General features: G+C 73.0%; 18 protein-coding genes. 9 read left to right on the top strand and 9 right to left on the bottom strand.

The window, feature by feature from the left end; all coding sequences use genetic code 11:
* Together N912_RS0141760 and N912_RS62850 are read left to right on the top strand one after the other, a co-directional pair.
* A partial coding sequence (locus N912_RS0141760) for a putative PEP-binding protein (protein ID WP_028927119.1) occupies window positions 1-712 on the top strand: 712 nt, incomplete at its 5' end.
* Window positions 709-921: a DUF1918 domain-containing protein gene (locus N912_RS62850; protein WP_084211744.1), complete on the top strand. Its 213-nt coding sequence runs from the start codon at window positions 709-711 to the stop codon at window positions 919-921. The genes N912_RS0141760 and N912_RS62850, both read left to right, overlap by 4 nt.
* A gap of 25 nt (window positions 922-946) precedes the next feature.
* On the opposite strand, the gene N912_RS0141755 is transcribed toward N912_RS62850, so the two are convergent.
* Entirely contained in the window at window positions 947-1,390 is a 444-nt protein-coding gene (locus tag N912_RS0141755) for a CBS domain-containing protein (RefSeq protein WP_028927118.1), read from the bottom strand.
* A gap of 460 nt (window positions 1,391-1,850) precedes the next feature.
* Between N912_RS0141755 and N912_RS64155 the strand changes: the two genes are divergently transcribed.
* Window positions 1,851-2,213 (top strand): hypothetical protein, encoded by a 363-nt coding sequence (locus N912_RS64155; RefSeq protein WP_156994344.1) that lies wholly within the window; start codon window positions 1,851-1,853, stop codon window positions 2,211-2,213.
* A 221-nt stretch (window positions 2,214-2,434) separates the two neighbouring features.
* Here N912_RS64155 and cydD read toward each other — a convergent pair whose 3' ends face one another.
* Genes cydD through N912_RS0141740 form a run of 3 tightly spaced genes read right to left on the bottom strand, consistent with a single transcriptional unit; the run spans window position 2,435 to window position 8,296 of the window.
* Entirely contained in the window at window positions 2,435-5,818 is a 3,384-nt protein-coding gene (gene cydD / locus N912_RS0141750) for a thiol reductant ABC exporter subunit CydD (RefSeq protein ID WP_028927117.1), read from the bottom strand.
* Window positions 5,815-6,852 carry a cytochrome d ubiquinol oxidase subunit II gene (gene cydB, locus N912_RS57990; RefSeq protein WP_051581530.1) on the bottom strand — a complete coding sequence of 346 codons (1,038 nt, stop codon included), beginning with the start codon at window positions 6,850-6,852 and terminating at the stop codon, window positions 5,815-5,817. Before cydB ends, cydD begins: the two co-directional genes overlap by 4 nt.
* Window positions 6,853-6,880: 28 nt before the next feature.
* Window positions 6,881-8,296: a cytochrome ubiquinol oxidase subunit I gene (locus tag N912_RS0141740; RefSeq protein ID WP_028927116.1), complete on the bottom strand. Its 1,416-nt coding sequence runs from the start codon at window positions 8,294-8,296 to the stop codon at window positions 6,881-6,883.
* A gap of 217 nt (window positions 8,297-8,513) precedes the next feature.
* Here N912_RS0141740 and N912_RS0141735 point away from each other — a divergent pair, with 217 nt between their 5' ends.
* Complete coding sequence (locus N912_RS0141735) at window positions 8,514-9,164, top strand: response regulator transcription factor (protein WP_028927115.1); 651 nt, start codon at window positions 8,514-8,516, stop codon at window positions 9,162-9,164.
* Between the two features lie 24 nt (window positions 9,165-9,188).
* Here N912_RS0141735 and N912_RS0141730 read toward each other — a convergent pair whose 3' ends face one another.
* Window positions 9,189-10,208, bottom strand: a complete 1,020-nt coding sequence (locus N912_RS0141730; RefSeq protein WP_028927114.1) for an Acg family FMN-binding oxidoreductase — start codon at window positions 10,206-10,208, stop codon at window positions 9,189-9,191.
* A gap of 222 nt (window positions 10,209-10,430) precedes the next feature.
* Between N912_RS0141730 and N912_RS0141725 the strand changes: the two genes are divergently transcribed.
* Window positions 10,431-12,131 carry a sensor histidine kinase gene (locus tag N912_RS0141725; protein WP_245645823.1) on the top strand — a complete coding sequence of 567 codons (1,701 nt, stop codon included), beginning with the start codon at window positions 10,431-10,433 and terminating at the stop codon, window positions 12,129-12,131.
* Between the two features lie 7 nt (window positions 12,132-12,138).
* On the opposite strand, the gene N912_RS57985 is transcribed toward N912_RS0141725, so the two are convergent.
* Window positions 12,139-12,630 carry a universal stress protein gene (locus N912_RS57985; RefSeq protein WP_051581529.1) on the bottom strand — a complete coding sequence of 164 codons (492 nt, stop codon included), beginning with the start codon at window positions 12,628-12,630 and terminating at the stop codon, window positions 12,139-12,141.
* Window positions 12,631-12,847: 217 nt separating this feature from the next.
* Between N912_RS57985 and N912_RS0141715 the strand changes: the two genes are divergently transcribed.
* Complete coding sequence (locus N912_RS0141715) at window positions 12,848-13,399, top strand: flavodoxin domain-containing protein (RefSeq protein WP_028927112.1); 552 nt, start codon at window positions 12,848-12,850, stop codon at window positions 13,397-13,399.
* Window positions 13,400-13,542: 143 nt separating this feature from the next.
* Window positions 13,543-14,085 carry a hypothetical protein gene (locus tag N912_RS0141710; RefSeq protein WP_028927111.1) on the top strand — a complete coding sequence of 181 codons (543 nt, stop codon included), beginning with the start codon at window positions 13,543-13,545 and terminating at the stop codon, window positions 14,083-14,085.
* On the opposite strand, the gene N912_RS57980 is transcribed toward N912_RS0141710, so the two are convergent.
* A complete protein-coding gene (locus N912_RS57980; protein ID WP_051581528.1) occupies window positions 14,043-14,450 on the bottom strand; it encodes a CBS domain-containing protein in 408 nt (135 codons plus the stop codon). The genes N912_RS0141710 and N912_RS57980 overlap by 43 nt on opposite strands.
* Complete coding sequence (locus N912_RS0141700) at window positions 14,447-15,373, bottom strand: universal stress protein (RefSeq protein ID WP_084211738.1); 927 nt, start codon at window positions 15,371-15,373, stop codon at window positions 14,447-14,449. The genes N912_RS57980 and N912_RS0141700 overlap by 4 nt, the downstream gene beginning before the upstream one ends.
* A gap of 245 nt (window positions 15,374-15,618) precedes the next feature.
* Between N912_RS0141700 and N912_RS0141695 the strand changes: the two genes are divergently transcribed.
* Entirely contained in the window at window positions 15,619-16,221 is a 603-nt protein-coding gene (locus N912_RS0141695; protein ID WP_028927109.1) for an Rv1733c family protein, read from the top strand.
* Between the two features lie 152 nt (window positions 16,222-16,373).
* On the opposite strand, the gene N912_RS57975 is transcribed toward N912_RS0141695, so the two are convergent.
* Window positions 16,374-18,968, bottom strand: coding sequence for a cation-translocating P-type ATPase (locus N912_RS57975; RefSeq protein WP_245645816.1), 2,595 nt, complete (start codon window positions 18,966-18,968; stop codon window positions 16,374-16,376).
* 176 nt (window positions 18,969-19,144) lie between these two features.
* Here N912_RS57975 and N912_RS0141685 point away from each other — a divergent pair, with 176 nt between their 5' ends.
* A complete protein-coding gene (locus tag N912_RS0141685; protein WP_028927108.1) occupies window positions 19,145-21,811 on the top strand; it encodes a cation-translocating P-type ATPase in 2,667 nt (888 codons plus the stop codon).
* Window positions 21,812-21,834: the final 23 nt, after the last annotated feature.

The following is a 21,834-nucleotide window of genomic DNA, read 5'->3' as shown; positions in this document are numbered from 1 at the left end:
CGCCCCCCGCCCGGTCATCTACCGCACCACCGACCTGCGCAGCAACGAGTTCCGCGGCCTACGCGGAGGCGAGGAGCTCGAGCCCGTCGAGCGCAACCCGATGATCGGCTACCGGGGTGCCTACCGGTACCTGCACGAACCCGAGGTGTTCGCCATCGAGCTGCGCGCACTGGCCGAGGTCCGAGAGCGGTGCCCGAACCTGCACCTGATGATCCCGTTCGTGCGCACCCGCTGGGAGCTGGAGGCCTGCCTGGAGCTGGTCGACGCCAGCCCGCTGGGCCGCCACCGCGGCCTGCACCGCTGGATCATGGCCGAGGTGCCCTCGGTGCTGCACTGGCTGCCCGGGTACGTCGGCCTGGGCATCGACGGGGTGTCCATCGGCACCAACGACCTCACCCAACTGCTGCTCGGCGTGGACCGCGACTCCGACCGCTGCGCCGAGGTCTACGACGAGACCGACCCCGCCGTGCTCGCCGCCGTCACCGACATCATCACCACCGCCCGCCGGCTCGGCATCACGTCCTCGCTGTGCGGCCAGGCCCCGTCCACCCGGCCCGGGTTCGTCGACCACCTGGTCGCCGCCGGGATCACCTCGATCTCCGTCGACCCCGACGTGGTGGACAGCGTGCGCGTCGAGATCGCGGCCGCCGAACGCCGGCTGCTGCTCGACTCCGCCCGGCACGCCCAGCCCGACCGGAGGGAACCGTCATGATGCAGGCACACGTCGGGGACTGGCTGACGCTGCCACCAGCCTCGGGATCACCACATCCGCGCCGGGGCCAGATCGTGGGGCTACTCCATCCCGACGGCACCCCGCCGTACCGGGTCCACTGGCTCGACGACGACCGATTCTCGATCCTGTACCCACCGCCGGATGCCCAACTGCGGGCCGCCCACCCAGAGCCGCCGATCCAGACCTGACAAGGCCGGCCGGTCCGGTCGCTGCTCAGGCCTCTGGGGCGACCATCTGGGCTGTGCCCAGTGAGCGGATGACGTCGGACGCGGTGACCAGGCCGACCAGCCGGTGCCCCTCGGCGACCAGCACCGCGTCCACCCCACCGCCAGCCATCCGGTCCACGGCCGTGGACCGCCGGTCGGTGGGGCGCAGAACGGGAACTCGCCGGCACATCTCACCGGCCGCGTCCGCACCACCCGACGCTCCCCCGACCAGGCACCGGATGATGTCGTGCTCGAAGAGCAGGCCCACGCACCGCCGACCGGCGAACACCGGCAGGTGTCGGACGCCCATGTCGGCGAGCAGCCCCAACGCGACCCGCATGGCGGTGTCCGAGGTGATGCCCACCAACCGCCGCGACATCAGCTCGGCCAACCGAGGGTCGTCATCGAGCGTCTCTGGCGGTGCCGCGAGCCTGGGGTAGTCGACGGTCATGAGATTGGCCTCCGTCCAGCGACGATGCGCAGGGAACACCGGTGCATCCGACAGAATGCGCCCCGCACCGGCGTGCCAGACAGGGCCGTCCGTCCCTACCCACTGGCCGACAGTCCCTAGCCAGACTGCACCAGGGTCCATCCCAGTGCCACAACATCAGGGCGCTTTCCATTGGGATTGTTATATCTGCTCGAATGGGGTCGAGTAGAATCTTTGATCGTGGACTACAACGTCAAGATATGCACCGTGTGTGGCGAAGAGATAGACGACGATCTTCGAGGCCCATGTCCGGACTGTGGAAGCACGAGCGTAACAGTGCGGGTCGGGTTTGAAGGTGGACAGGCACTCACTCTCAACGATCGTGGCATAGTTATGGAGTACGGTCAGGGCAACGCATGGCAACAGCAGTGGCACGAAACGCGTGCGCGGCTGAAGATACTCAAGCGGCACTACTCGGCAGGTGAAGCGGGACGTCAAGACCTTCTTCGAGTGCTGCTTCCACGTCGCCGATTACATCGGGTCCGATCCGACCAATTCCTTGACGACGAAACAGGTCACGGACTCTGTTCTGGCTGATCCGGACCTGCGTATCTGCGAGGGAATCGCAAACACGTCAAAGCACAGCGTTCGTAGAAGATCTGAGTGGGTAACGGCTTGGGTTGACGGTGTCACCAAGCGGGATGATGAATCTGCTGACGTCGTGATCAAATGGAAGACGGATCAGGACGGTGGCGAAGAGGATGCGCTGGAGCTGGCCAAGCGGTGTTATACGGCGTGGAGGAGCTATCAGAAGGCGAATGGTCTCAAGACGATGCTCTCGTGAAGATGAACGGATTTGCCGACGTAATGAGGTCCGGCGAAACATAGTCACTACGGTGTCCAAGCTGATCCGCGGGCGGACACGCTGGCCTGGCGGTTGCCCGAGCTCGAGGAGACGGGCGGTCGCCGTTCGCCAAAGGCCCGCGGATACCCAGCAAGGCGGCGATGGCCAGCAGGGAGTTCGGCGGGCGGTAGGACACCTGGCTGGCCATGCCCGAAGAGCGTTCACACGCTGGCCCCGGCTGCTGCCGGCTGAACGGAGAGCGCCACAGCGGGCAGGCCGGGCAGCTCGTTCGGGCGGTGGGTGACGATGAGTGCGGCCCGGCCGGCGGTGTGGGCGAGCAGCTCGTGGGCCAGCGCGGTGGCGGTGGGCTGGTCGAGGTGGGCGGTGGGCTCGTCGAGCAGCAGTACAGGGCGGTCCGCGAGCAGTGTTCTGGCGAGGCCGAGGCGCTGGCGTTCGCCGCCGGAGACGGTGGTGCCGTGTGCGCCGAGGTGGGTGTCGAGGCCGTCGGGGAGGGCGTCGAACCACGCCCCGAGCTGGACGCGCCGCAGCTCGTGCACGAGGTCGGTGTCGCTGGCCGAGGGGCGGGCCAGGCGGAGGTTCTCCCGCAGCGTGCTGTCGAAGAGGTGGGTGTGCGGGCCGCACCAGCCGATGCGGGTGCGTACGTCGTCCGAGGCGCAGCGGCGGGTGTCGATGTCGTCGGCGTAGACGGCGCCGGCGGAGAGGTCCAGGGTGCGCATCAGGGCCGCGAGCACGGTCGACTTGCCCGCCCCGGACGGCCCGGTCAACGCCAGCCGTCGGCCGGGGGAGAGGGTGAGGCTGACGTCGCGGACCGCGTCGGCGGGTGCATTGGGCCAGCGGACGGCCAGGCGGTCGGCGCGCAGGGTGTCCAGGGCCGGGGTGGGCTCGGGCGTGGCGGGTTCGGCACAGGTGGCGGGCATCCGGTCCAGCTCGGCCAGCCGCCGCGCCGCGTGGCCGGCGCCGAGCAGGCGTTGCGCGGCCTCGGGCAGGCCGGTGACCAGTTCGGCGGTGGCCAGCGGGGTGAGCGCGAGCACGGCCAGCAGTGTGGGGTCGAGTCCGCCGCCCAGGGCGCCGATCCCGAGCGCGGTGCAGGCCAGGCTGGTGGCCCCGACGGCCGCCGTGGCCAGCGCAACGCCGGCGCCGCGGGCCAGCGCGCTGGTGCGCAGGGCTCGGGTGACCTGCCCGTCGCGGCCGGCCAGGGCTCGGCGGCGGTCCTCGGCGGCGCCGAAAGAGACCAGGTCCGGTGCGGCCGTGAGCAGCTCGACGGTGGCGGCGGTGACCTCGGCGCGCAGCTGACCGGTGTGCCGTTCGGCCGCGCGGCCAGCCAGTACGGACACCGCCGGCGCCGCCACCCCCGCCACCAGGAGCCCGATCAGGACCGCCAGGCCGGCGCTCGGCAGCAGCGTGCCGATGCCGGCGGCGGTGCCGGCGCCGACCAGGGCGGCCGCGCCGGCCGGGATCACACCGCGGACCAGCACGTCCTGCTGGGCGTCCACATCGGACACCAGCCGGGCGAGCAGGTCGCCCCGGCGTAGCCGGGCGGTGGCGGCCGGGCCGAGCCGTACCAGCGCCTGCCAGATCCGGACCCGCAGGTCGGCCAGCACCCGCAGCGCCACGTCGTGCGAGGCCAGCCGCTCGGTGTAGCGCAGCACGCCCTTGCCCAGCCCGAATGCGCGCACCGCGACGATGGCCACCATGAGGCTGAGCACCGGGGGGTGCAGCGCCGCGGTCGAGATGAGCCAGGCCGAGGTCGCGGTGAGGGCGACCCCGGCGCCCAGCGCACACGCGCCCGCAACGGCCGCCACCGCCAGCCGTGCCTGATACGGCCGTACGACCTCGGCCAGCCAACGCCAGCCCACCGCGGCGCCGGCCTGGCCGGCGGCGGGCTCGTGGACCTGTCGGGACGGCGGGGTTGGGGCGATCGCCGCGCTCGGGCCGGTGGATGCGGCGGCGGACGGGGTGGGCGGAGCGGACGCGGTGGTGCCGGGCAGCGCCACGACCTGGTCGCAGAGCGCGAGCAGGGCGGGGCGGTGGGTGGCGATCACGGCGGTGCGGCCGGCCAGGGCGGTGGGGAGCGCCGCGAGGATGGCGCGTTCGGTGTCGGCGTCCACGCCTTCGGTGGGTTCGTCGAGCAGCAGCAGCGGCCGGTCGGCGAGCAGCGCGCGGGCCAGGGCGACCCGCCGCTGCTGGCCGGTGGACAGGCCGGCGCCGAGCTCGCCCACCGGGTGTTCGAGCGGCACGTCCAGCGCGGCCTTGCCGGCGGCCGCGCGCAGTTGGTAGGGGGTTGCGTCGGGGCGGGCGAGCCGCAGGTTGTCGCCGACCGTGCCGGCGACCAGCCGGGGATGCTGGGGCACCCAGGCGATGCGGTCGAGCCACCCGCGCCGGTCGATGTCGGTGAGGTCGATGCCGCCGGCGCTGACCGTCCCGTGGTCGGGGCGGCGGAAGCCCAGTAGCAGGTCGAGCAGTGTGGACTTGCCGGCGCCGCTGGGGCCGACCAGCCCAATCACCTGCCCGGGGGCGATGTCGAGGGTGAGTTGGTCGAGGATCGGTCCGTTGCGGCCATGCACTGTGACGTTCTCGACCCGCAGCGGCGCCCGGGACGGGTCGGGCGCCGGCGCCCGGCCGCCGTGGTCGGTGTCCGCGTCGAGCACGGCGAAGATGTCCTCGGCGGCGGCCAGGCCCTGGGCGCTGTCGTGGAAGCGGGCTCCGACCGCGCGCAGCGGCAGGTACACCTCCGGGGCGAGGATGAGCACCAACAGCGCGGTGCGCAGGTCCAGGCTCCCGGAGACCAGCCGCAGCCCGACCGACACCGCGACCAGCGCCACCGACAGTGTGGCCACCAGTTCGAGCACCAGCGCGGACAGGAACGCCACCCGCAGCGTGCGCATGGTCTGGCCCCGGTAGCGCTCGGTGATCTGACGGATCGTGGCCGCCTGGGCGCGTGCGCGGCCGAACGCGGTGAGCACCGCCATCCCCGCGACCAGGTCGACGAAATGGTGCGCGAGCACGGACAGGGTGCGCCACTGGCGGCGGACGTTGCGGCGGGTGTAGAGCCCGATGAGGATCATGAACAGCGGGATCAGCGGCACGGTCGCGGCCACGATCACCGCCGCGCCCCAGTCCGCGGCCAGGATCCGGGCACCGACCGCGGCGGGGACCACGGAGGCGAGCAGCAGCTGCGGCAGGTAGCGGGAGAAGTAGCCGTCCAGCCCGTCGACGCCGGTGGTGGCCAGGGTGGCCAGCTCGGCCGGGGAACGGCCGCCGCCGCGGGGCGAGCCGCGCAGCACGTGGTCGACCAGCGTGGCGCGCAGCTGCGCGAGCACCGACGCCGAGGCCCGGTGTGCCGCGCTCTCCGACATCCAGGCCAACCCGGCCCGGCCCGCCACCACCGCGACCAGCAACCCGAACAACCCGGCCAGCGCGCCCAGCCCGGCGTGGCCGGGGAACGCGTCGGCGATGACGGTGGCGAGCAGGTCGGCCTGGGCGATGACCAGCACCGCCGAGAGCACACCGATGCCGGCCGCCACCAGGATGTAGCGCCGGGCGGCGCCGGCGTGGCGCAGCAGGCGCGGGTCGACCGGCCTCACAGCCCGGCCCGGGGCGGGGGTGGCGACGACAGCCCGGTCGTGCCGGCGAACCCGGCCCGTCCGATCCGGCGCCGGAACACCCAGTAGGTCCACGCCTGGTAGGCCAGCACCACCGGGGTGAACACCACGGCCACCCAGGTCATGATCGTCAGCGTGTACGGGGTGGACGCGGCGTTGGTGACGGTCAGGCTGTTCGCCGGGTCGGTGGCCGACGGCAGCACGTTCGGGTAGAGCGCGCCGAACAGCGTGGCGGTGAACGCGGCGATGGCCGCCGCGGTGAGGGCGAACGCCCAGCCTTCCCGGCCGGCCATCGCGGCCACGATCCCGCCGAGCAGCGCGAGCGCGGCCACCGCCGCGGCGATGACCGTCCAGCCATGCCCCAGTGAGAGTTGCGTCCACAGCAGGAATCCGCCGGCGCACGCCACGGCCAGGCCGCTGAGCTGCCAGCCCACACGGGTGGCGCGCTCGCGAACCGGGCCGGTGGTCTTCAGCGCGGCGAACCGGCAGCCGTGCAGCGCGAACACCGTGAGGGTGGCCAGCCCGCCGAGCAGCGCGTACGGATTGAGCAGCGTGAAGAAGGTGCCGGTGTAGTGGTGGGCGGCGTCGAGGGGGACGCCGCCCACGATGTTGCCGAACGCCACCCCCCACAGCAGCGCGGGCAGTGCCGAGCTGCCGATGATGACCCGGTCCCAGTTCCGCCGCCAGCGCTCGCTGTCGATCTTGCTTCGGAACTCCAGCGCGACCACCCGCAGGATCAGCGCCACCAGGATGAGCAGCAGCGCGAGGTAGAACCCGGAGAACAGGCTGGCGTACCAGGCCGGGAAGGCCGCGAACGTGGCGCCGCCGGCGACCAACAGCCACACCTCGTTGCCGTCCCAGACCGGGCCGATCGCGTTGAGCAGCACCCGGCGGTCGGCGTTGTCGCGGCCGAGGACGCCGAGCAGCATGCCGACGCCGAAGTCGAACCCTTCCAGCACGAAGTAGCCGGTCCACAGCACGGCGATGAGCAGGAACCAGATGTCGGTGAGCGCCACGGCGGGGTCTCCAGGTTCTCGAGGGCGGTCAGTAGGCGAACACGGGCGGGCGGGCCTGCTCGGGCTCGGCATCGGCGTCGCCCGGCGCGGCGGGTGGGGCGCCGGCGCGGGCGTAGCGCACCATCAGCACGGCGTCGACGACCGCGAGCACCCCGTAGAGCACGGTGAACACGACCAGCGAGGTGAGCACCGACCCGGCGGACACGGTGGGGGAGACCCCGTCGGCGGTGCGCAGCATCCCGTACACCGCCCAGGGCTGGCGGCCCATCTCGGTGAACGTCCAGGCCACGCTGTTGGCCAGGAACGGCGCCGCGATCGCGGCCACCGCGCACCCGTAGAACCACCGCCCCGTCGGGGTACGGCCCCGCCGGAACAGCCACAGCCCGACCAGCGACAACAGCCCGAGCAGGAACCCGAGCCCGACCATGATCCGGAACGTCCAGTAGGTGATCGGGATGTTGGGCCGGTAGTCACCCGGACCGTACGCGGCCTGCTCGGCGCGCTGCACGTCGTTGACCCCCCGCACGGCGCCGTCGAACGAGCCGGTGGCCATGAACGAGAGCACCCGGGGCACCCGGACGCTGAAGACCTCGCGGGAGCCGTCCAGCGACCCGACGGTGAACAGCGAGAACGACGCCGGCGCGACGGTGTCGTAGAGCGCCTCGGCGGCAGCCATCTTCATCGGCTGCTGCTCGGTCATCACCCGCGCTTGAAGGTCGCCGCTGGCCACCACGCCCAGGCTCGCGACCAGCAGCGTCACCAGCCCGAGCCGCATCGACGGCCGGAACACCTCCCGCTGGCCGTCCCCGGACGAGCGGTGGCGCCACAGCTGCCAGGCGCTGATCCCGACGACGAACGCCGCCGCGGTGGCGAAGCTGGCGAAGATCGTGTGCGGGAAGGTCACCAGCAGCGTCGAGTTGGTCAGCACCGCGCCGAAGTCCTTCAGCTCGGCGCGGTTCGCCGAGTCGTTGACGACGGTGCCGACCGGGTGCTGCATCCACGAGTTCGCGGCCAGGATGAAGTAGGCCGAGAGCATGGTGCCGATCGAGGCGAGCCAGATGGTGGCCAGGTGCACCCGCTTCGACAGCCGGTCCCACCCGAAGATCCACAAACCGAGGAAGGTGGACTCCAGGAAGAACGCCAGCAGCCCCTCGATGGCCAGCGGGGCGCCGAAGATGTCGCCCACGAACCGGGAGTAGTCGCTCCAGTTCATGCCGAACTGGAACTCCTGCACGATCCCGGTGGCCACTCCCATCGCGAAGTTGATCAGGAACAGCTTGCCCCAGAACTTGGTCATCCGCAGGTAGCGCTCCTGTCCGGTGCGCACCCACGCGGTTTGCATGATCGCCACCAGCATCGACAGGCCGATGGTCAGCGGCACGAATAGGAAGTGGTAGACGGTGGTGATACCGAACTGCCAGCGAGCCAGGTCCAACGCGCTCATCAGCACACTCCCGCGAAGAGTCGGCATGTCGCCAGCAAGGTTCGTCGGGGTGCAGGCCGCGTGGGCAGGGTCCGAAGTCCCGAGGCGGGACGACACCCGACCCGGATCTTCCGTCGGTGACTTTGGTCCTTCCGATCACCGTCGTTCGGCATCGCCTCCCTCGCTCCGGCGGGTCGTACCCTGAGCCCAAAGTCCCGCCCGGAAGGGGTGTCGAGAAGTGCTCAACGTCTTCCTCGTCGACGATCACGAGGTGGTTCGTCGCGGCGTGGCCGACCTGCTCGACGCCGAAGCGGACCTGACGGTGATCGGGCAGGCGTCCTCGGTGTCCGAGGCGCTGGCCCGCATCCCGGCGCTGCGCCCGGACGTGGTGGTGCTGGACGTGCGGCTGCCCGACGGCAACGGCGTGGAGCTGTGCCGCGAGCTGCGCTCCAAGATGCCCGAGCTGAACTGCCTGATGCTGACCTCGTTCACCGACGAGCAGGCCATGATGGACGCCATCCTCGCCGGCGCCGGCGGTTACGTGATCAAGGACATCAGGGGCATGGAGCTGGTCTCTGCGGTCCGCACGGTCGGCTCGGGCCGCTCGTTGCTGGACAATCGGGCGGCCGCCGCGCTGATGGCCCGGCTGCGCGCCAGCGTCGAGGAGCCCGGTCCGCTGTCCGGGTTGACCGAACGCGAGCGCACGCTGCTGGAGCTGATCGGCGAGGGACTGACCAACCGGCAGATCGCGCAGCGGATGTACCTGGCGGAGAAGACCGTCAAGAACTACGTGTCCCGGCTGCTCGGCAAGCTCGGCATGGAACGACGCACCCAGGTCGCCGTGCTCGCCACCGAGCTGCGTGACCAACGCCGCCCCCGCTCGTCCTGACCCCGGCGGTGGCCACCTCGGCGGCTATCCGACCGGCGAGGCCGGGTTCGGCTCGGCGCTCACTTCGACGACGTCCTGGATCGGTCGGCGCGGCGTGCGGGGCACCGGGGAGCCGTAGCCGATTCGCAGCACCGCCTGTGGCCACAGGCCACCGCCGATCAGCTCGCGCAACTGCTTGCGGGTCTCGGGGACCTCGACGACCTGGGACAGGAACGACGCGGACAGCCCGTTGAGGGTGGCGGTGAGCAGCACCCGCTGCATGGCCTGCCCGGCCTGCAGCCGAGCCAGCGGCAGGTCGTGGAAGGAGCCGACGACAGCGATCAGCGGGTCCGCTTCGAAGTCCTTGCCGTTGACCCGGGGGCGGGCCTGCCCGGCGCTGAAGTCGCGCAGCACCCAGCGGTCCTGCGGCTCGGGCAACGGTCCGGCGCTGCGGCGTGGCACGCCATCATGGGCGTCGTCTTCGCGCGCGGTCCACCAGACCCATTCGGCGCGGAACGCGGGGTCCTGTTGCTGGATGTCGTGGGCGCGGGAGACCAGGTCGCGCAGTCGGGCGAGACCGGTGGGGGAGACCGGGGCCAGCCAGGACCGTTCGGCCTCGGCGGCGCGCCGCAGCTCGGTACGCACCGGTTCGGTGATCACACCGTCGAGGAACGGGCGGCGGTTGGTGCGCCGGCGGCGGATCGCGTCATCGAGCCGGCGTTCGACCGGGGTCGCCCGCCGGGTGCCCTGCGGGCGCACCGTGGCCAGCAGCCAGGGCCGGTCGGGGCTGGGCAACAGCCGCACGTCGGGGTAGACCCCCTGCGCTCGGATGGCCACCGTCAGATTGAGCAGCGCCGCTCCGCAGGCGAGGAGCAACTCACGATGGTCGGGATCCGCGACCGGCATGGCCCGGGACAGGTCCGCGTGCAGCTCGAACGTCGAGGCCGTGCATCGGAACCGCCACGGCTGGCTGTTGTGCAACGACGGCGCCGCCGTCGCCGCCGCCAGTGCCCCGCGGGCCTGCTCGGCGGACAGGCTGCCCACCGGATTCAGCGTGATATCCATCTGAGGCTGCTCCCTTTCTCCCCTCCACCGCTGCCCGAGGCGAAACGATGCGTCCTCCCTACAGTGCGGCCGCCAGAGCCCGTGGTCACAGGGCCGAACGTCCCGGTTCGTCAGCTCAACGTCCCGGGTGATGTGGGGGATGACCGGACCGCCGTTTCGTGCCAGGCTCGTCCCGTGAGCACTGGTGACAGCCCCGCCCGCCCGCATGCCGACCCGGGAACGGTGGACGTCGCGGCCGTGAGCCAGACGCTGTCGCGGCTGCGGCTGCGGGCGCTGCTCGTCGAGGTCCAGGAGCGGATCGGGCAGATCGTCGACACCCGTGACCAACTCGACAGCCTGCTCGAGGCGGTGCTTGCCGTGTCGTCCGGGCTGGACCTGGATGAGACGTTGCGCCAGATCGTGGCCGCGGCCAGGAACCTGGTCGACGCCCGCTACGGAGCTCTCGGGGTGCTCGGCCCGGACGGGAAGCTCGCCCGGTTCATCTACCTGGGCATCGACGACGCGATCCGGGAGCTGATCGGTGATCTCCCGACCGGCCGGGGCGTGCTTGGTGTGGTGATCGGGGACGCCAAGCCGCTGCGGCTCGACGACCTGTCCGCGCATCCGATGTCGGCGGGGTTCCCGGCGAACCACCCGCCGATGCGGACCTTCCTGGGTGTGCCGATCAGGGCGCGTGGCGAGGTGTTCGGGCGGTTGTACCTGACCGAGAAGGACGGCGGCCAGCCGTTTACCGAGGACGACGAGCTGGTGGTGCAGGCCTTGGCCGGCGCCGCGGGCATCGCGGTGGACAACGCCCGGCTCTACCAGGACAGCCGCCGGCGCCAGCGCTGGCTGGAGGCCGCCGGCGAAGTCACCGCGCAGCTACTCGGAGGCGGCGAGCCGACCGACGTGCTGCGGCTGATCGCGAGCCGCGCGCGCGAGCTGACCGGTGCGGACTACACGGTGATCGCGCTGCCGGAGGACCCCGAGGCCGCGCCCTCGGAGGTGTCCGAGCTGTTGGTGGCGGTGGGGGCCGGGCTCGACTCGGACCGCATCACCGGGCGCCGGATCCCAGTGGCCGTGTCCACCTCGGGTGCGGTGTTCACCGACCAGGTCCCTCGCAACGTTCCCCACCTGGGGTTCAACCTCGCCGAAGGGCTCGGCGTGGGGTTCGGGCCGGCGCTGGTGCTGCCCCTGGGAGCCGGTGAGTCGATCGCCGGGGTGCTGCTGACCATCCGAGACCAGGACGCCCCCGTCTTCGACGAGCAGGACCTGCAGATCGTGTCCTCGTTCGCCGACCAGGCCGCGCTGGCGCTGAGCCACGCCGAGAACCAGTCCGCCCGCCGCGAGCTCGAGGTGCTGGCCGACCGCGACCGGATCGCCCGTGACCTGCACGACCACGTGATCCAACGGCTCTTCGCGGTCGGGCTGGCCATGCAGGGCACCCACCGCCGCGCCAGGTCACCGGTGGTGGCCGCCCGGATCACCGACCACATCGACCAGCTCCACGAGGTCATCCAGGAGATCCGCGGCGCGATCTTCAACCTGCAGACCGGTCCGGGCGAGGCGACCCGGCTGCGCGCCACCCTGCACGAGGTGATCAGCGAGCTGACCGAGGACATTCCGCTGCGCACCACGGTGCGGATGTCCGGGCCGCTCGACGTGGTGCCCGCCGCGCTGGCCGAGCACGCCGAGGCAGTGGTCCGCGAGGCGGTCAGCAACGCGGTCCGCCACGCCCACGCCGGCGAGCTGACCCTCACCGTCTCCGTCGACGACGACCTTGTCATCGACGTCACCGACAACGGAGTGGGCATCCCCGACACCGTGGCCCGCAGCGGACTGCGCAACCTCCACCAACGCGCCGAGCAGGCCGGCGGCACCTTCGCGGTCGAAGGCCACGACGACGGCGGCACCCGACTGCTCTGGACGGCGCCACTGGCCTGACCGACGGCTACCCTCTGCTCGCGGCGGCCGGCTCGCGGGCCGTGTCGACGTTCGGCTGTTCGCGCGGTGGCCGCACGACCGTGACCGCGCAGGGGGCGTTCAGCACGCACTGAAGCCCGACCGAGCCGAGCACCACGCTGCGCACCCCGCCCCGGCCGCGATGGCCCACCACCAGCAGGTCCGCCTCGCGCGCGGCGTCGATCAACGCCACGCTGGCCGAGCCACCGGTGACGATCAGCTCCACGGCGGGCGGCGAGGGGATCGCGGCCAGCTCGTCGTCGAGGATCCGCTGGGTGCGCACGCGAACGCTGTTTTCGATCTCGCGTGAGGTGACCGGCATCGTTGCCCCGTAGGCGACCGACCAGTACTCCGGTGGGTCATATGCGGTCACCACGGTCAACCTCGCGTCCCGGCGGGTGGCCTCCGAGAGCGCGTAGCGCAGCGCGACCAACGACGGATCGGATCCGTCCACGCCCACCACGATGTGTGACTGGTTCATCGGGTTCTCCCTGTTCCGTCCGGGCGCCTGTCGGTGCCCGGTCCGCGAGCTCAGGCTGCCCTCGTGTGCGCGGGGGGCATACGGGACAAGTGCCCGACTACCTCGGACAGACGGGCAGGCGGAGCGACGACCTCCGCCACCCGATGCCAGGACGTTCGGCCCTGCTGGGGCTGCGGCCCCGGCCTCGACCATGGACTCCGGAGGAGGTGAGCCGACCATGCCTGACGTGCTGGTGGTGTTCGCGACCAAGATGGGCTCGACCCAGGAGATCGCGGATGTGATCGCCGGCGAGCTGAGGGTGGCGGGCCTGTCGGTCGACGTCTGCCCGGCCGCCGAGGCCCCCGACCCCGCCGGCTACCGGACAGTGGTCCTCGGCAGCGCCCTCTACCTGCGCCGGTGGCGCCGCGACGCGCTGCGTTACCTGCGCCGGCACGTCGTGGAGCTGCGGGGCGCGCCGGTGTGGCTGTTCCAGAGCGGCCCGTGCGGCTCGCGTGGCTCGCGCGTCGAGGCGGCGGGCACGCCGGTGCCGTACGCGGTGCGCCGGCTCGCCGACCGGATCGACTCCGAGCCACCGGTGACCTTCGGTGGGCGCCTCGACCGCCCGCACGCCGTCGGGCCGCTGACCCGGTGGGTGGCCGGCAGCGCCGAGCTGAGCGGCGACTACCGGGACTGGGCGTCGATCCGGGCCTGGGCGCGCGGGATCGCCGCCACCTTGACCGGCCCGGGGCTCGACGCTGCTGAGGACAGCGCCGGTCGGCCGCGGCCATGAGCCGGCACCCAGCCGTCGTCACGGCTCACCCCGCCGCGCCGGACCGTGATCGACCCATCCGGCGCAGGGTGGTCGTGTTGCTCTCCGATCCCATCCCACCTGAGTGGGCCTTGAACTTGTGTCGCCGCCACGGCGGCCAGCCGATGTTCCGGCAGACCACGACCCGCCCACCCCACGGCGCGCCCAGCGGCCTGCCCCAGGCCGTGGCCGACCTGGCCGGACACGAGATCCTGCTGCTGCGCCCGTCGGCACCGCACGCCCCCCAACCGAGACCCGTCGGGGTGACCGCCGCGGTCGGTGATCTCCCGAAGGACGCCGAGGTGCTGGCCGCCGCGGCCGATGCCGCCGCCCACCTCGGCACCGGCCTGGTGCTCGCCCACGGGGTACCGCCCTCGTTCGCCGAGCGCAGCGTGGGCCTGGCCGCGGCGGTTGCCCGGGGCCGGTGGCTGCTCGATGCCGCCGCGCGGCGGGTGGCGGCCCAGGTGCCCGGTCTCGCGGTCGTGCGGCGGCTGGAACGCGCCTGGCCGCACGAACTGGTCAGCCAGGGGTCCGGGGTGTTCGACCCGGCCGCGCTGATTGTGCTCGGCATGCCTGTTGGCCACCGCGACGGCGGGGTGGGGCTGGTCGCGAACAGCGCGCTGCACTACTGGCCGAACGCAATCCTGTTCGTGCCCACCCGCGGGTGATCAGACCGGGCGCGCAGGTCGTTGCCGGTGATGATCCCGACCAGCCGTCCGTTCTCCAGCACCGGGACGGTCCAGACCTGTCGACGGCGCATGACCTGGGCCAGCTCGGCGGGGTCGCAGCCCGGGGTCGTGACCAGCGCGACCGGGACCATCACGTCCTCGACGAGCAGGTCCGACCGGCCGGCCGCGCGCTGACAGCGCAGCAGGTCCGCCTCGGTGAACATCCCCACCAGCCGGCCGTCGTCCAGCACCGGCAGCGCGGTGATCTCGCGCAGCCCGATCACCAGCGCGGCATCCGCCGCCTCGGTCCGGGGCGTGGTGGTGAGCACCGGGGCGGTCATCACGTCCCCCACCCGAACCGTCATCGCCGCAGCTCCTCGTGCATCTGGCCGGTGTCGAGCGCCTCGGCCGCCGCGGGCGCCGGCGGGATGACCGCGACCGGGCAGGGGGCGAACCCGATCAGGCCGCGACTGGTGGACCCGAGCGGTGGCTCGTCCTCGGATGAGCTCCGCCGTTGGCCCACCACCAGCAGCCACGCCCGGGTCGCGTGGTCGAGCAGGGCGCGCAGCGGCGTGTCCGGCAGGACGTGGCGTTCGACCCGCAGCTCGGGGTGTTGGCTCAGCACCGGCCGCAGCCGCCGCTCCAGGACCTCCGCGCCGCGCCGGCCCAACTCGCTCGGGTCGGCATCGAGCCGGTGGGCATGGCCGGCGAGGTCGCGAACCAGCTCCGACCAGGTGTGCACGGCGACCAGCTGCCGGTGTTCGCTGAGGCTCGCCAGGTGCGCGGCGAACTCCACGGCCTTGGCCCCGGCGGCGGTGTCGTCCACGCCGACCACGACCGGCCCGCCGCGCGGCGGTGGCACGCCCGGGGACTGGCCACGCACCACGACCAGCGGGCAGGCGCAGTCGGCGACCAGCGGCAGCGCCGTGGCCCCGGCGAGCATCCCCGACCATCCGTGGTCGCCGTAGCTGCCCAGCGCCAGCAGCCGCGCCCGGCGGGACAGGTCCAGCAGTTGGTCGATCGGTGCGCCACAGCGGACCTGAGTGGTCGTCGTGGCCGCGCCGGCGCGCTCGGCGGCCGCTCCCATCTCCCGCAGCCACGGCGGGCTCTTCGGAGCCGGCACGGTGCCTGCCCGGTTGACCACGTGGGTCAGGCACAGCGGCGCCTCCCACAGCGCGGCCAGGTCGGCGGCCCACAACGCGGCGTCGCGCGCGGAGTCCGAGTCGTCCACGCCCACCACGACCGGCCGGCGCTCGAACGTCGTCTGTGCCATCGCTGCCTGTGTCATCGCTCCGGTCTCCTCCCACCGCCAGGTCTTGTCCGAGGCTCCTCACCCAGCCTGGCCGCGGGGCTGGGTGTGGCCTAGGGCAGCCGGCACCACCACGGAAGGTCCAAGGGCCCCACCCGGCACGGCCCGGTCGCCGGGCGCTCGGTGTCCATTGGCCCGGCCCAAGGTCGCCACCCTCGATGGCCTTCGCCCGTCGAGACCGGCTGTTGCTCGCGGGCAGGCTCCTCCCGCGGAGGTGACCGGTTATGTCCAGCGACCAGAGCTACCAGCGACGGCGCGCCGGGCAGCGTATGCCCCGACGGGTGACCGACCGGGTGGAGGACGCGGTGGCCTGGGTTCTGGCCTCGTTGGGGCTGGTGGGTGGGATCGTCGCCGTGATGATCGGCCTGTCCACCTACGCCGACCGGCTCGAGCGCGCCCGTGCCGAAGCGGCGTCACGGACGCCCGCGGCGGCGGTCCTGGCACAGGACACACCCCCGTTGACCACGCCCGTGAGCCGAGGCGGCGTCACCTCGGTACGGGTACCGGTGCGGTGGACGGGCAGCGACGGGGTAGCGCGGGTCGGGGAGGTGGCGACGGGCGCGCGGCTGCGGGCCGGCGACACCGTGACCGTCTGGGCGGACCGCGACCACCATCTCGTCGCGGCTCCGCTCGAACCGGGCCAGGCGCTCGTGTCCGGGCTGGTCACCGGTGGGGTGACGCTGATCCTGGTCGCCGTGGCACTGCGGGCGATCTGGTGGCTGGTATGCCTGTGCACCCTCGCGCGCAACCGAGCCCGCTGGGAGGACGAATGGCGCGTTGTCGGACCGCTCTGGAGCGGCCGCGCAGTCGGCGGAAGCAAGTCCTAGCTTCCACCGAGGAGCGCCTCCGCTAACCGAACCGGAGCACCGAACGAAGCTCGCCCCGGCGGGCGAGGCGAGTTCGTCGGCTGCGGTGGCCGGCCAGCCGATCCGAAGGACGAGCTGGGTTTCGATGGGTCGTTCGAGACGCCATGGCGTAGCTATTCGCGACTGGTCTTGATCTCGGGCGGCCGACCGTCACCTCGGCGGGCGCGGAACAGCTCGACGAGCTCGATGAGCACGGCGGGTACGGCGGCGGCCAGCACGGCGAGGCCGAGCTCGGGGGCGCTGAGCGGCTGGGTGTCGAGCAGGTCGGAAAGGCCGGGCAGGTAGATGGCCGCGAGGGTGGCGGCCAGGCTGGCGGCCACGGCGGCGAACAGGAACGGGTTGCCCGAGGGGGACATTCGCCAGAACGGGGTGCGGTCCGAGCGGGTGGTCAGCGCGACTCCGAGCTGGGTGAAGGCCAGCGTGGCGAACAGAAGGGTCTGCCAGTGCCGGTGTTCGACGGCGGCCCACAGCGCGACGCCGAGGCATTCGGCGGTGATCAGCACGCCCACCCCGAGGATGTCGGTGACGGTGCGGCGGGTCAGGATGCCCTCGGCGGGCGGCCGGGGCGGGCGGCGCAGCACGTCGGGTTCGGCGACCTCGGAGCCGATCGCGACCCCAGGCAGGCCGTGGGTGACCAGGTTGACCCACAGGATCTGCCCGGGCAGCAGCGGCAGCGGCAGTCCGAGGAACGGGCCGACGAGCATGACCAGCATCTCGGCGAGCCCGCCGGAGAGGCCGTAGCGGACGAACCGGCGGACGTTGTCGAACACCCGCCGGCCCTCGGCGACCGCGGCGACGATCGTGGCCAGGCTGTCGTCGGTGAGCACGATGTCGGCGGCTTGTTTGGCCACCTCGGTGCCGCGCCGTCCCATGGCCACGCCGACGTCGGCGGCGCGCAGGGCGGGTGCGTCGTTCACCCCGTCGCCGGTCATGGCGACGATATGTCCGGTGTCGCGCCAGGCGGCGATGATGTCGAGCTTGCCGGCGGGGTCGGTGCGCGCGTACACCAGCCGCCGGCCGTCGGGGCGACCGTCGGGCAGGTCGCCGTCGGTGACCACTCCGGTGGCCCTGGCCACCGCGTGCGCCGTGCTCGGATGGTCTCCGGTGATCATGACGGTGTGGATTCCGGCGTCGCGCGCGGTGAGCACGGCCGCGCGGGCGTCCTCGCGCACCGGATCGGCGAGTGCGACCAGCCCGAGCAGCCGGTGGCGCGCCGGCGGCCCCGCTGGTGATCCGACGCTGACCGCGAGCACCCGGTCACCGTCCGAGGTCCAGCCCTCGACCACTCGCCGCGCCTCCTCGGCGGCCGCCGCCGGTCCGACGGCGTCGGCCAGCACCACCTCCGGTGCGCCCTTGACGATCTCCAGCTCGCCGGCGGCCGCCGCGTGGCGGGTGAGCATGCGCCGTCGCACCGAGTCGAACGGGACCACGTGCGTGCGGGGAAACCGGCCGCGCAGCGCCGCGACGTCGATCCCCGCCGCGAGCGCCGCGTCCAGCAGCGCCCCCTCGGTGCCGCGCGACCCGGGGGCCGCGTCGTTGCACAGCGCCACCGCCTCCAGCAGGGCGCGTGGACCGGCGCCGTCGGGCAGCCCGAGCCCCGGCTCGTCACCGGCGCCCCTCAACCGACGTTCTCCCGTCGCCGGCGTCCAGATCGCCACGCAGGCGGTGGCGCCGGTGGTGAGGGTGCCCGTCTTGTCCGAGGCGAGCACGGTCACCGAGCCCAGCGTCTCCACCGACGGCAGCGACCGGACGATCGCGCCCTGGGCGGCCATCCGCCGGGTGGCCGCCGCCAGGGCGAGCGTGACCACCGCCGGCAGCGACTCCGGGATCGCCGCGACCGCCAGGCTGATCCCGGCCACCGCCATCAGCTGCCACGACTCGCCCCGGGCCAGCCCGAGCGCCACCACGACGGCGCACCCGAGCAGCGCGGCCGCGCAGAGGTGACGCCCGAGCCTGGCCAGCCGGCGTTGCAGCGGGGTGGTCGGGGCGGCGCGCTCGTGCAGCAGGGTGGCGATCCGACCCAGCTCCGTGCGCGGGCCGGTGGCGGTGACCACCGCGGTGCCGCCGCCGTGGACCACCAGCGTGCCGGCGTGCAGCATGCCCACCCGGTCACCGAGCCCGGTCTCGTCCGTGAGGGTCGCGGACGGGTCGCGGTCCACCGGGTGCGCCTCGCCGGTCAGCAGCGCCTCGTCGACCTGCAGTAGCTCGGCGGTGAGCAGCCGGGCGTCGGCGCCGACCACGTCCCCTTCGGCGACCCGCACCACGTCGCCGGGCACCAGCTCCGTCGTCGGCAGCCGCCGGGCCGCGCCGTCGCGGATCACCGTGGCGACTGGGGTGGTCAGCGCCCGCAGCGCCACGATGGCGCTCACGGCGCGACGTTCCTGCGCCACGCCGACAGTGGTGTTCACGGCGATGACCAGCAGGATGACCGCGCAGTCGGCGAGATCGCCGATGGCGCCGGTGAGCACCGCCGCGCCGAGCAGCACCAGGATCATCGTCTCCCGCAGCTGACCGCCGATCGAGCCGAGCAGGCTTCGCGGCGGCTCGGAAGGCAGGTCGTTCGGCCCGACCGCGCGCAACCGCGCCGCCGCCTCCGGCTCGGACAGGCCCAGCTCGGGGTCGACCCCCAGGACGGTGGCCACGTCGGTGGCGGGCAGCGTCCATGGGCTCGCCCCGGCACCCGCCAGGCGTACGCCGGTCTCGTCCACAGCCAATGCCTCCACCCGTCGCCCCGGATCTCGGTTCGAGCCTTGCGAAGGCGCCGGGCACGGGACAGGGGTCCATGGCTGCCGGGAGAAGGGCCGGACGACCCCTCGGGCCGGGGGCTTTGGCGGATGGTCACCGCGGCCCCGCCGGCCGGACCCTGTCCAGGCGAGGGGGTGCAGTGGTGACCGCGACACGGTACGCACCGGCCGAGGCCGGGTGGGATCCTCGGGAGCCGGTCGGCCGGTTGCTGCGCGACCTGGACTCGCGTACGTCGGGCCTGTCGGAGCGGGAGGCGGCCCGGCGGCTGGAGCGCTACGGGGTGAACGAGCTGCGCTCGCGCCGCGACGTCGCCTGGCCGCGCGAGCTGGCCCGGCAGCTCACCCACCCGCTGGCCCTGTTGCTGGTGTGCGCGGGCGGGTTGGCGTTCGTCGCCGGGACACCTCACCTGGGATGGGCCATCCTCGCCGTCGTCGTGGTGAACGCCGCCTTCGCGTTCGTGCAGGAACGACAGGCGGGCAAGGCCGTCGAGGCGCTCGGCCGGTACCTCCCGCTGCGCTCACGGGTACGCCGCGACGGCGTAGTGCGACCGGTCGCCGCCGCCGAGATCGTGCCGGGCGACGTGCTGCTGCTCGCCGAGGGCGACCGAGTGCCGGCCGACGCCCGGCTGCTGTCCGGGGCGCTGGAGATCGACGCCTCGGCGCTGACCGGAGAGTCCGAACCGGTGCGCCGGCTCGCGGACGCGACGGACACCTCGCCCCGGGTGCTGGACTCGCCGGTGCTGGTGTTCAGCGGCACCGGCTGCCTGGGCGGATCGGCCGAGGCGGTGGTGCACGCGACCGGCGCGCACACCGAGATCGGCCGGATCGCCGCGCTGGCCGGACGCCGCCCGCCCAGCGACAGCCCGCTGGAACGCCAGGTCCGCCGGGTCGCCTACCTCATCGCCGCCGTCGCGGTCGGCGTCGGAGTCGCGTTCCTCCCGCTGGGCGTGCTGGCCGGGCTGTCCTGGACCGAGGCGGCGATCTTCGCGGTCGGCCTGCTGGTGGCGAACGTGCCGGAGGGGCTGCTGCCGACGATCACGCTCGCGCTGGCCGTCGGGGTCCGCGCGATGGTCCGCCGGGGCGCCCTGGTGAAGCGGCTGTCGGCGGTGGAGACGCTCGGCTCGACCACCGTGATCTGCACCGACAAGACGGGCACTCTCACCAGGGGCGTCATGCACGCCCGCGAGGTGCGCGGCCCGTCCGGCGCCATGCTCGCCGAACCGAGCCCCGAGCTGGCCGAGGCGGTCGCCCGCTGCTCGACCGCCGACCTGGGCGCCCGCCGAGGCGACCCGACCGAGCTGGCCCTGCTCGAGATGGCCGCCGCGGCGGGAGTACGTCTCGACCCCACCACCCGCGACACGCAGCGGCTGGAGCTGTTCGCTTTCGACCCGCGCCGGGCCTCGATGGCCACCCTCGACCAGGTCGCCCACGCCCGCCGGGTGCACGTCAAGGGGGCACCCGAGGCGTTGCTGCCCCGCTGCGACCTGACGCCCGACCAGCGAACGGCGCTGGCCGGCGCGCTCGACGAGATGACCGGCCACGGGCTGCGCGTGCTCGCCGTCGCCCGCCGCGACTGGACCCAACCGGCGGCACCCGACCGCGACCAGGCCGAGGGACCAGGGCTGCGCCTGCTCGGCCTTGTCGGGCTGCTCGACCCGCCCCGCCCGGAGGTACCGGACGCCGTCGCGGCCTGCCACGCCTCCGGCATCCGGATCCACATCGTCACCGGCGACAACGGCCGCACCGCCACCGAGATCGCTCGCCTCGTCGGCATCCGCGCCAACCGCATCATCGACGGCACCACCCTCGACGCACTGTCCGACACCGAGCTCACCGCCCTGCTCACCGGCGGCGACGAGATCGTCTTCGCGCGCGCCACACCCGAGGCCAAACTCCGCATCGCCGACGCCCTGGAAGGCCAGCACCACATCGTGGCCATGACCGGCGACGGCGCCAACGACGCTCCGGCGCTCCGCCACGCCGACATCGGCGTAGCCATGGGCCGCTCCGGCACCGAGGTCGCCCGCGAGGCGGCCACCATGGTCCTCACCGACGACAACTTCGCCACCATCGTCGCCGGCATCGAGGAAGGCCGGCGGGTCTACGACAACGTCCGCAAGTTCGTCCTCTACATCTTCGCCCACGCCGTCCCCGAGGTCGTGCCCTTCCTGGCCTTCGCCCTGTCCGGCGGCCTGATCCCGCTGCCGCTCACCGTCCTGCAGATCCTCGCCATCGACCTGGGCACCGAGACCCTGCCCGCGCTGGCCCTCGGCCGCGAACCCGCCGAACCCGGCCTGATGGCCCGCCCACCCCGCCCCTGGGGTCAGAACGTCATCAACCGCGACATGCTGCTGCGCGCCTGGGGCCTCATGGGACTCGTCTCCGCCGCCCTGACCATGGCCGTGTTCCTGCTCGTCCTCACCGGCTCCGGCTGGACCCCCGGCACCCCCACCCAATCCGGCACACCGCTACACCACGCCTACATCCAAGCCACCACCGCCACCTTCGCCGCCATCGTCGCCTGCCAGGTAGGCACCGCCTTCGCCGCCCGCACCCAGCACGTCTCGCTGCGGCGCATCCGGCTGACCAGCAACCCCCTCCTACTCGGCGGCATCGCCTTCGAGCTGCTCCTCACCGCCGCCGTGATCTACCTCCCGCCCCTGCAGGACGTGTTCGGCACGGCCGCGCTCCCCGGCTGGGTCCTGCTCACCCTGCTACCCCTGCCCGTCGTCGTCTGGGCCACCGACGAGCTCTACCGCGCCCTGCGACGCCGTGCCGGCCTCGCCTGGGCGCACTGTGCAAGGTGACGCCACGCAGCAGCCGCTACGCG

The organism is Actinospineispora acaciae DSM 45401 (assembly GCF_000620785.1).
GTDB classification, from domain to species: domain Bacteria; phylum Actinomycetota; class Actinomycetes; order Mycobacteriales; family Pseudonocardiaceae; genus Pseudonocardia; species Pseudonocardia acaciae.
The sequence above is the reverse complement of the archived record's forward strand: the minus strand, read 5'-3'. Positions and strand labels throughout refer to the sequence as shown.

What these genes read in the sequence shown, in the direction of transcription:
- N912_RS0141710 (WP_028927111.1), top strand. Translation starts at nt 13,543, where the DNA reads ATGTTCCGGCAGACCACGACCCGCCCACCCCACGGCGCGCCCAGCGGC.
- N912_RS57985 (WP_051581529.1), bottom strand. Translation starts at nt 12,630, where the DNA reads ATGAACCAGTCACACATCGTGGTGGGCGTGGACGGATCCGATCCGTCG.
- N912_RS0141755 (WP_028927118.1), bottom strand. Translation starts at nt 1,390, where the DNA reads ATGACCGTCGACTACCCCAGGCTCGCGGCACCGCCAGAGACGCTCGAT.
- N912_RS57980 (WP_051581528.1), bottom strand. Translation starts at nt 14,450, where the DNA reads ATGACGGTTCGGGTGGGGGACGTGATGACCGCCCCGGTGCTCACCACC.
- N912_RS0141715 (WP_028927112.1), top strand. Translation starts at nt 12,848, where the DNA reads ATGCCTGACGTGCTGGTGGTGTTCGCGACCAAGATGGGCTCGACCCAG.
- N912_RS0141740 (WP_028927116.1), bottom strand. Translation starts at nt 8,296, where the DNA reads ATGAGCGCGTTGGACCTGGCTCGCTGGCAGTTCGGTATCACCACCGTC.
- N912_RS0141695 (WP_028927109.1), top strand. Translation starts at nt 15,619, where the DNA reads ATGTCCAGCGACCAGAGCTACCAGCGACGGCGCGCCGGGCAGCGTATG.
- N912_RS0141730 (WP_028927114.1), bottom strand. Translation starts at nt 10,208, where the DNA reads ATGGATATCACGCTGAATCCGGTGGGCAGCCTGTCCGCCGAGCAGGCC.
- N912_RS0141700 (WP_084211738.1), bottom strand. Translation starts at nt 15,373, where the DNA reads ATGACACAGGCAGCGATGGCACAGACGACGTTCGAGCGCCGGCCGGTC.
- N912_RS62850 (WP_084211744.1), top strand. Translation starts at nt 709, where the DNA reads ATGATGCAGGCACACGTCGGGGACTGGCTGACGCTGCCACCAGCCTCG.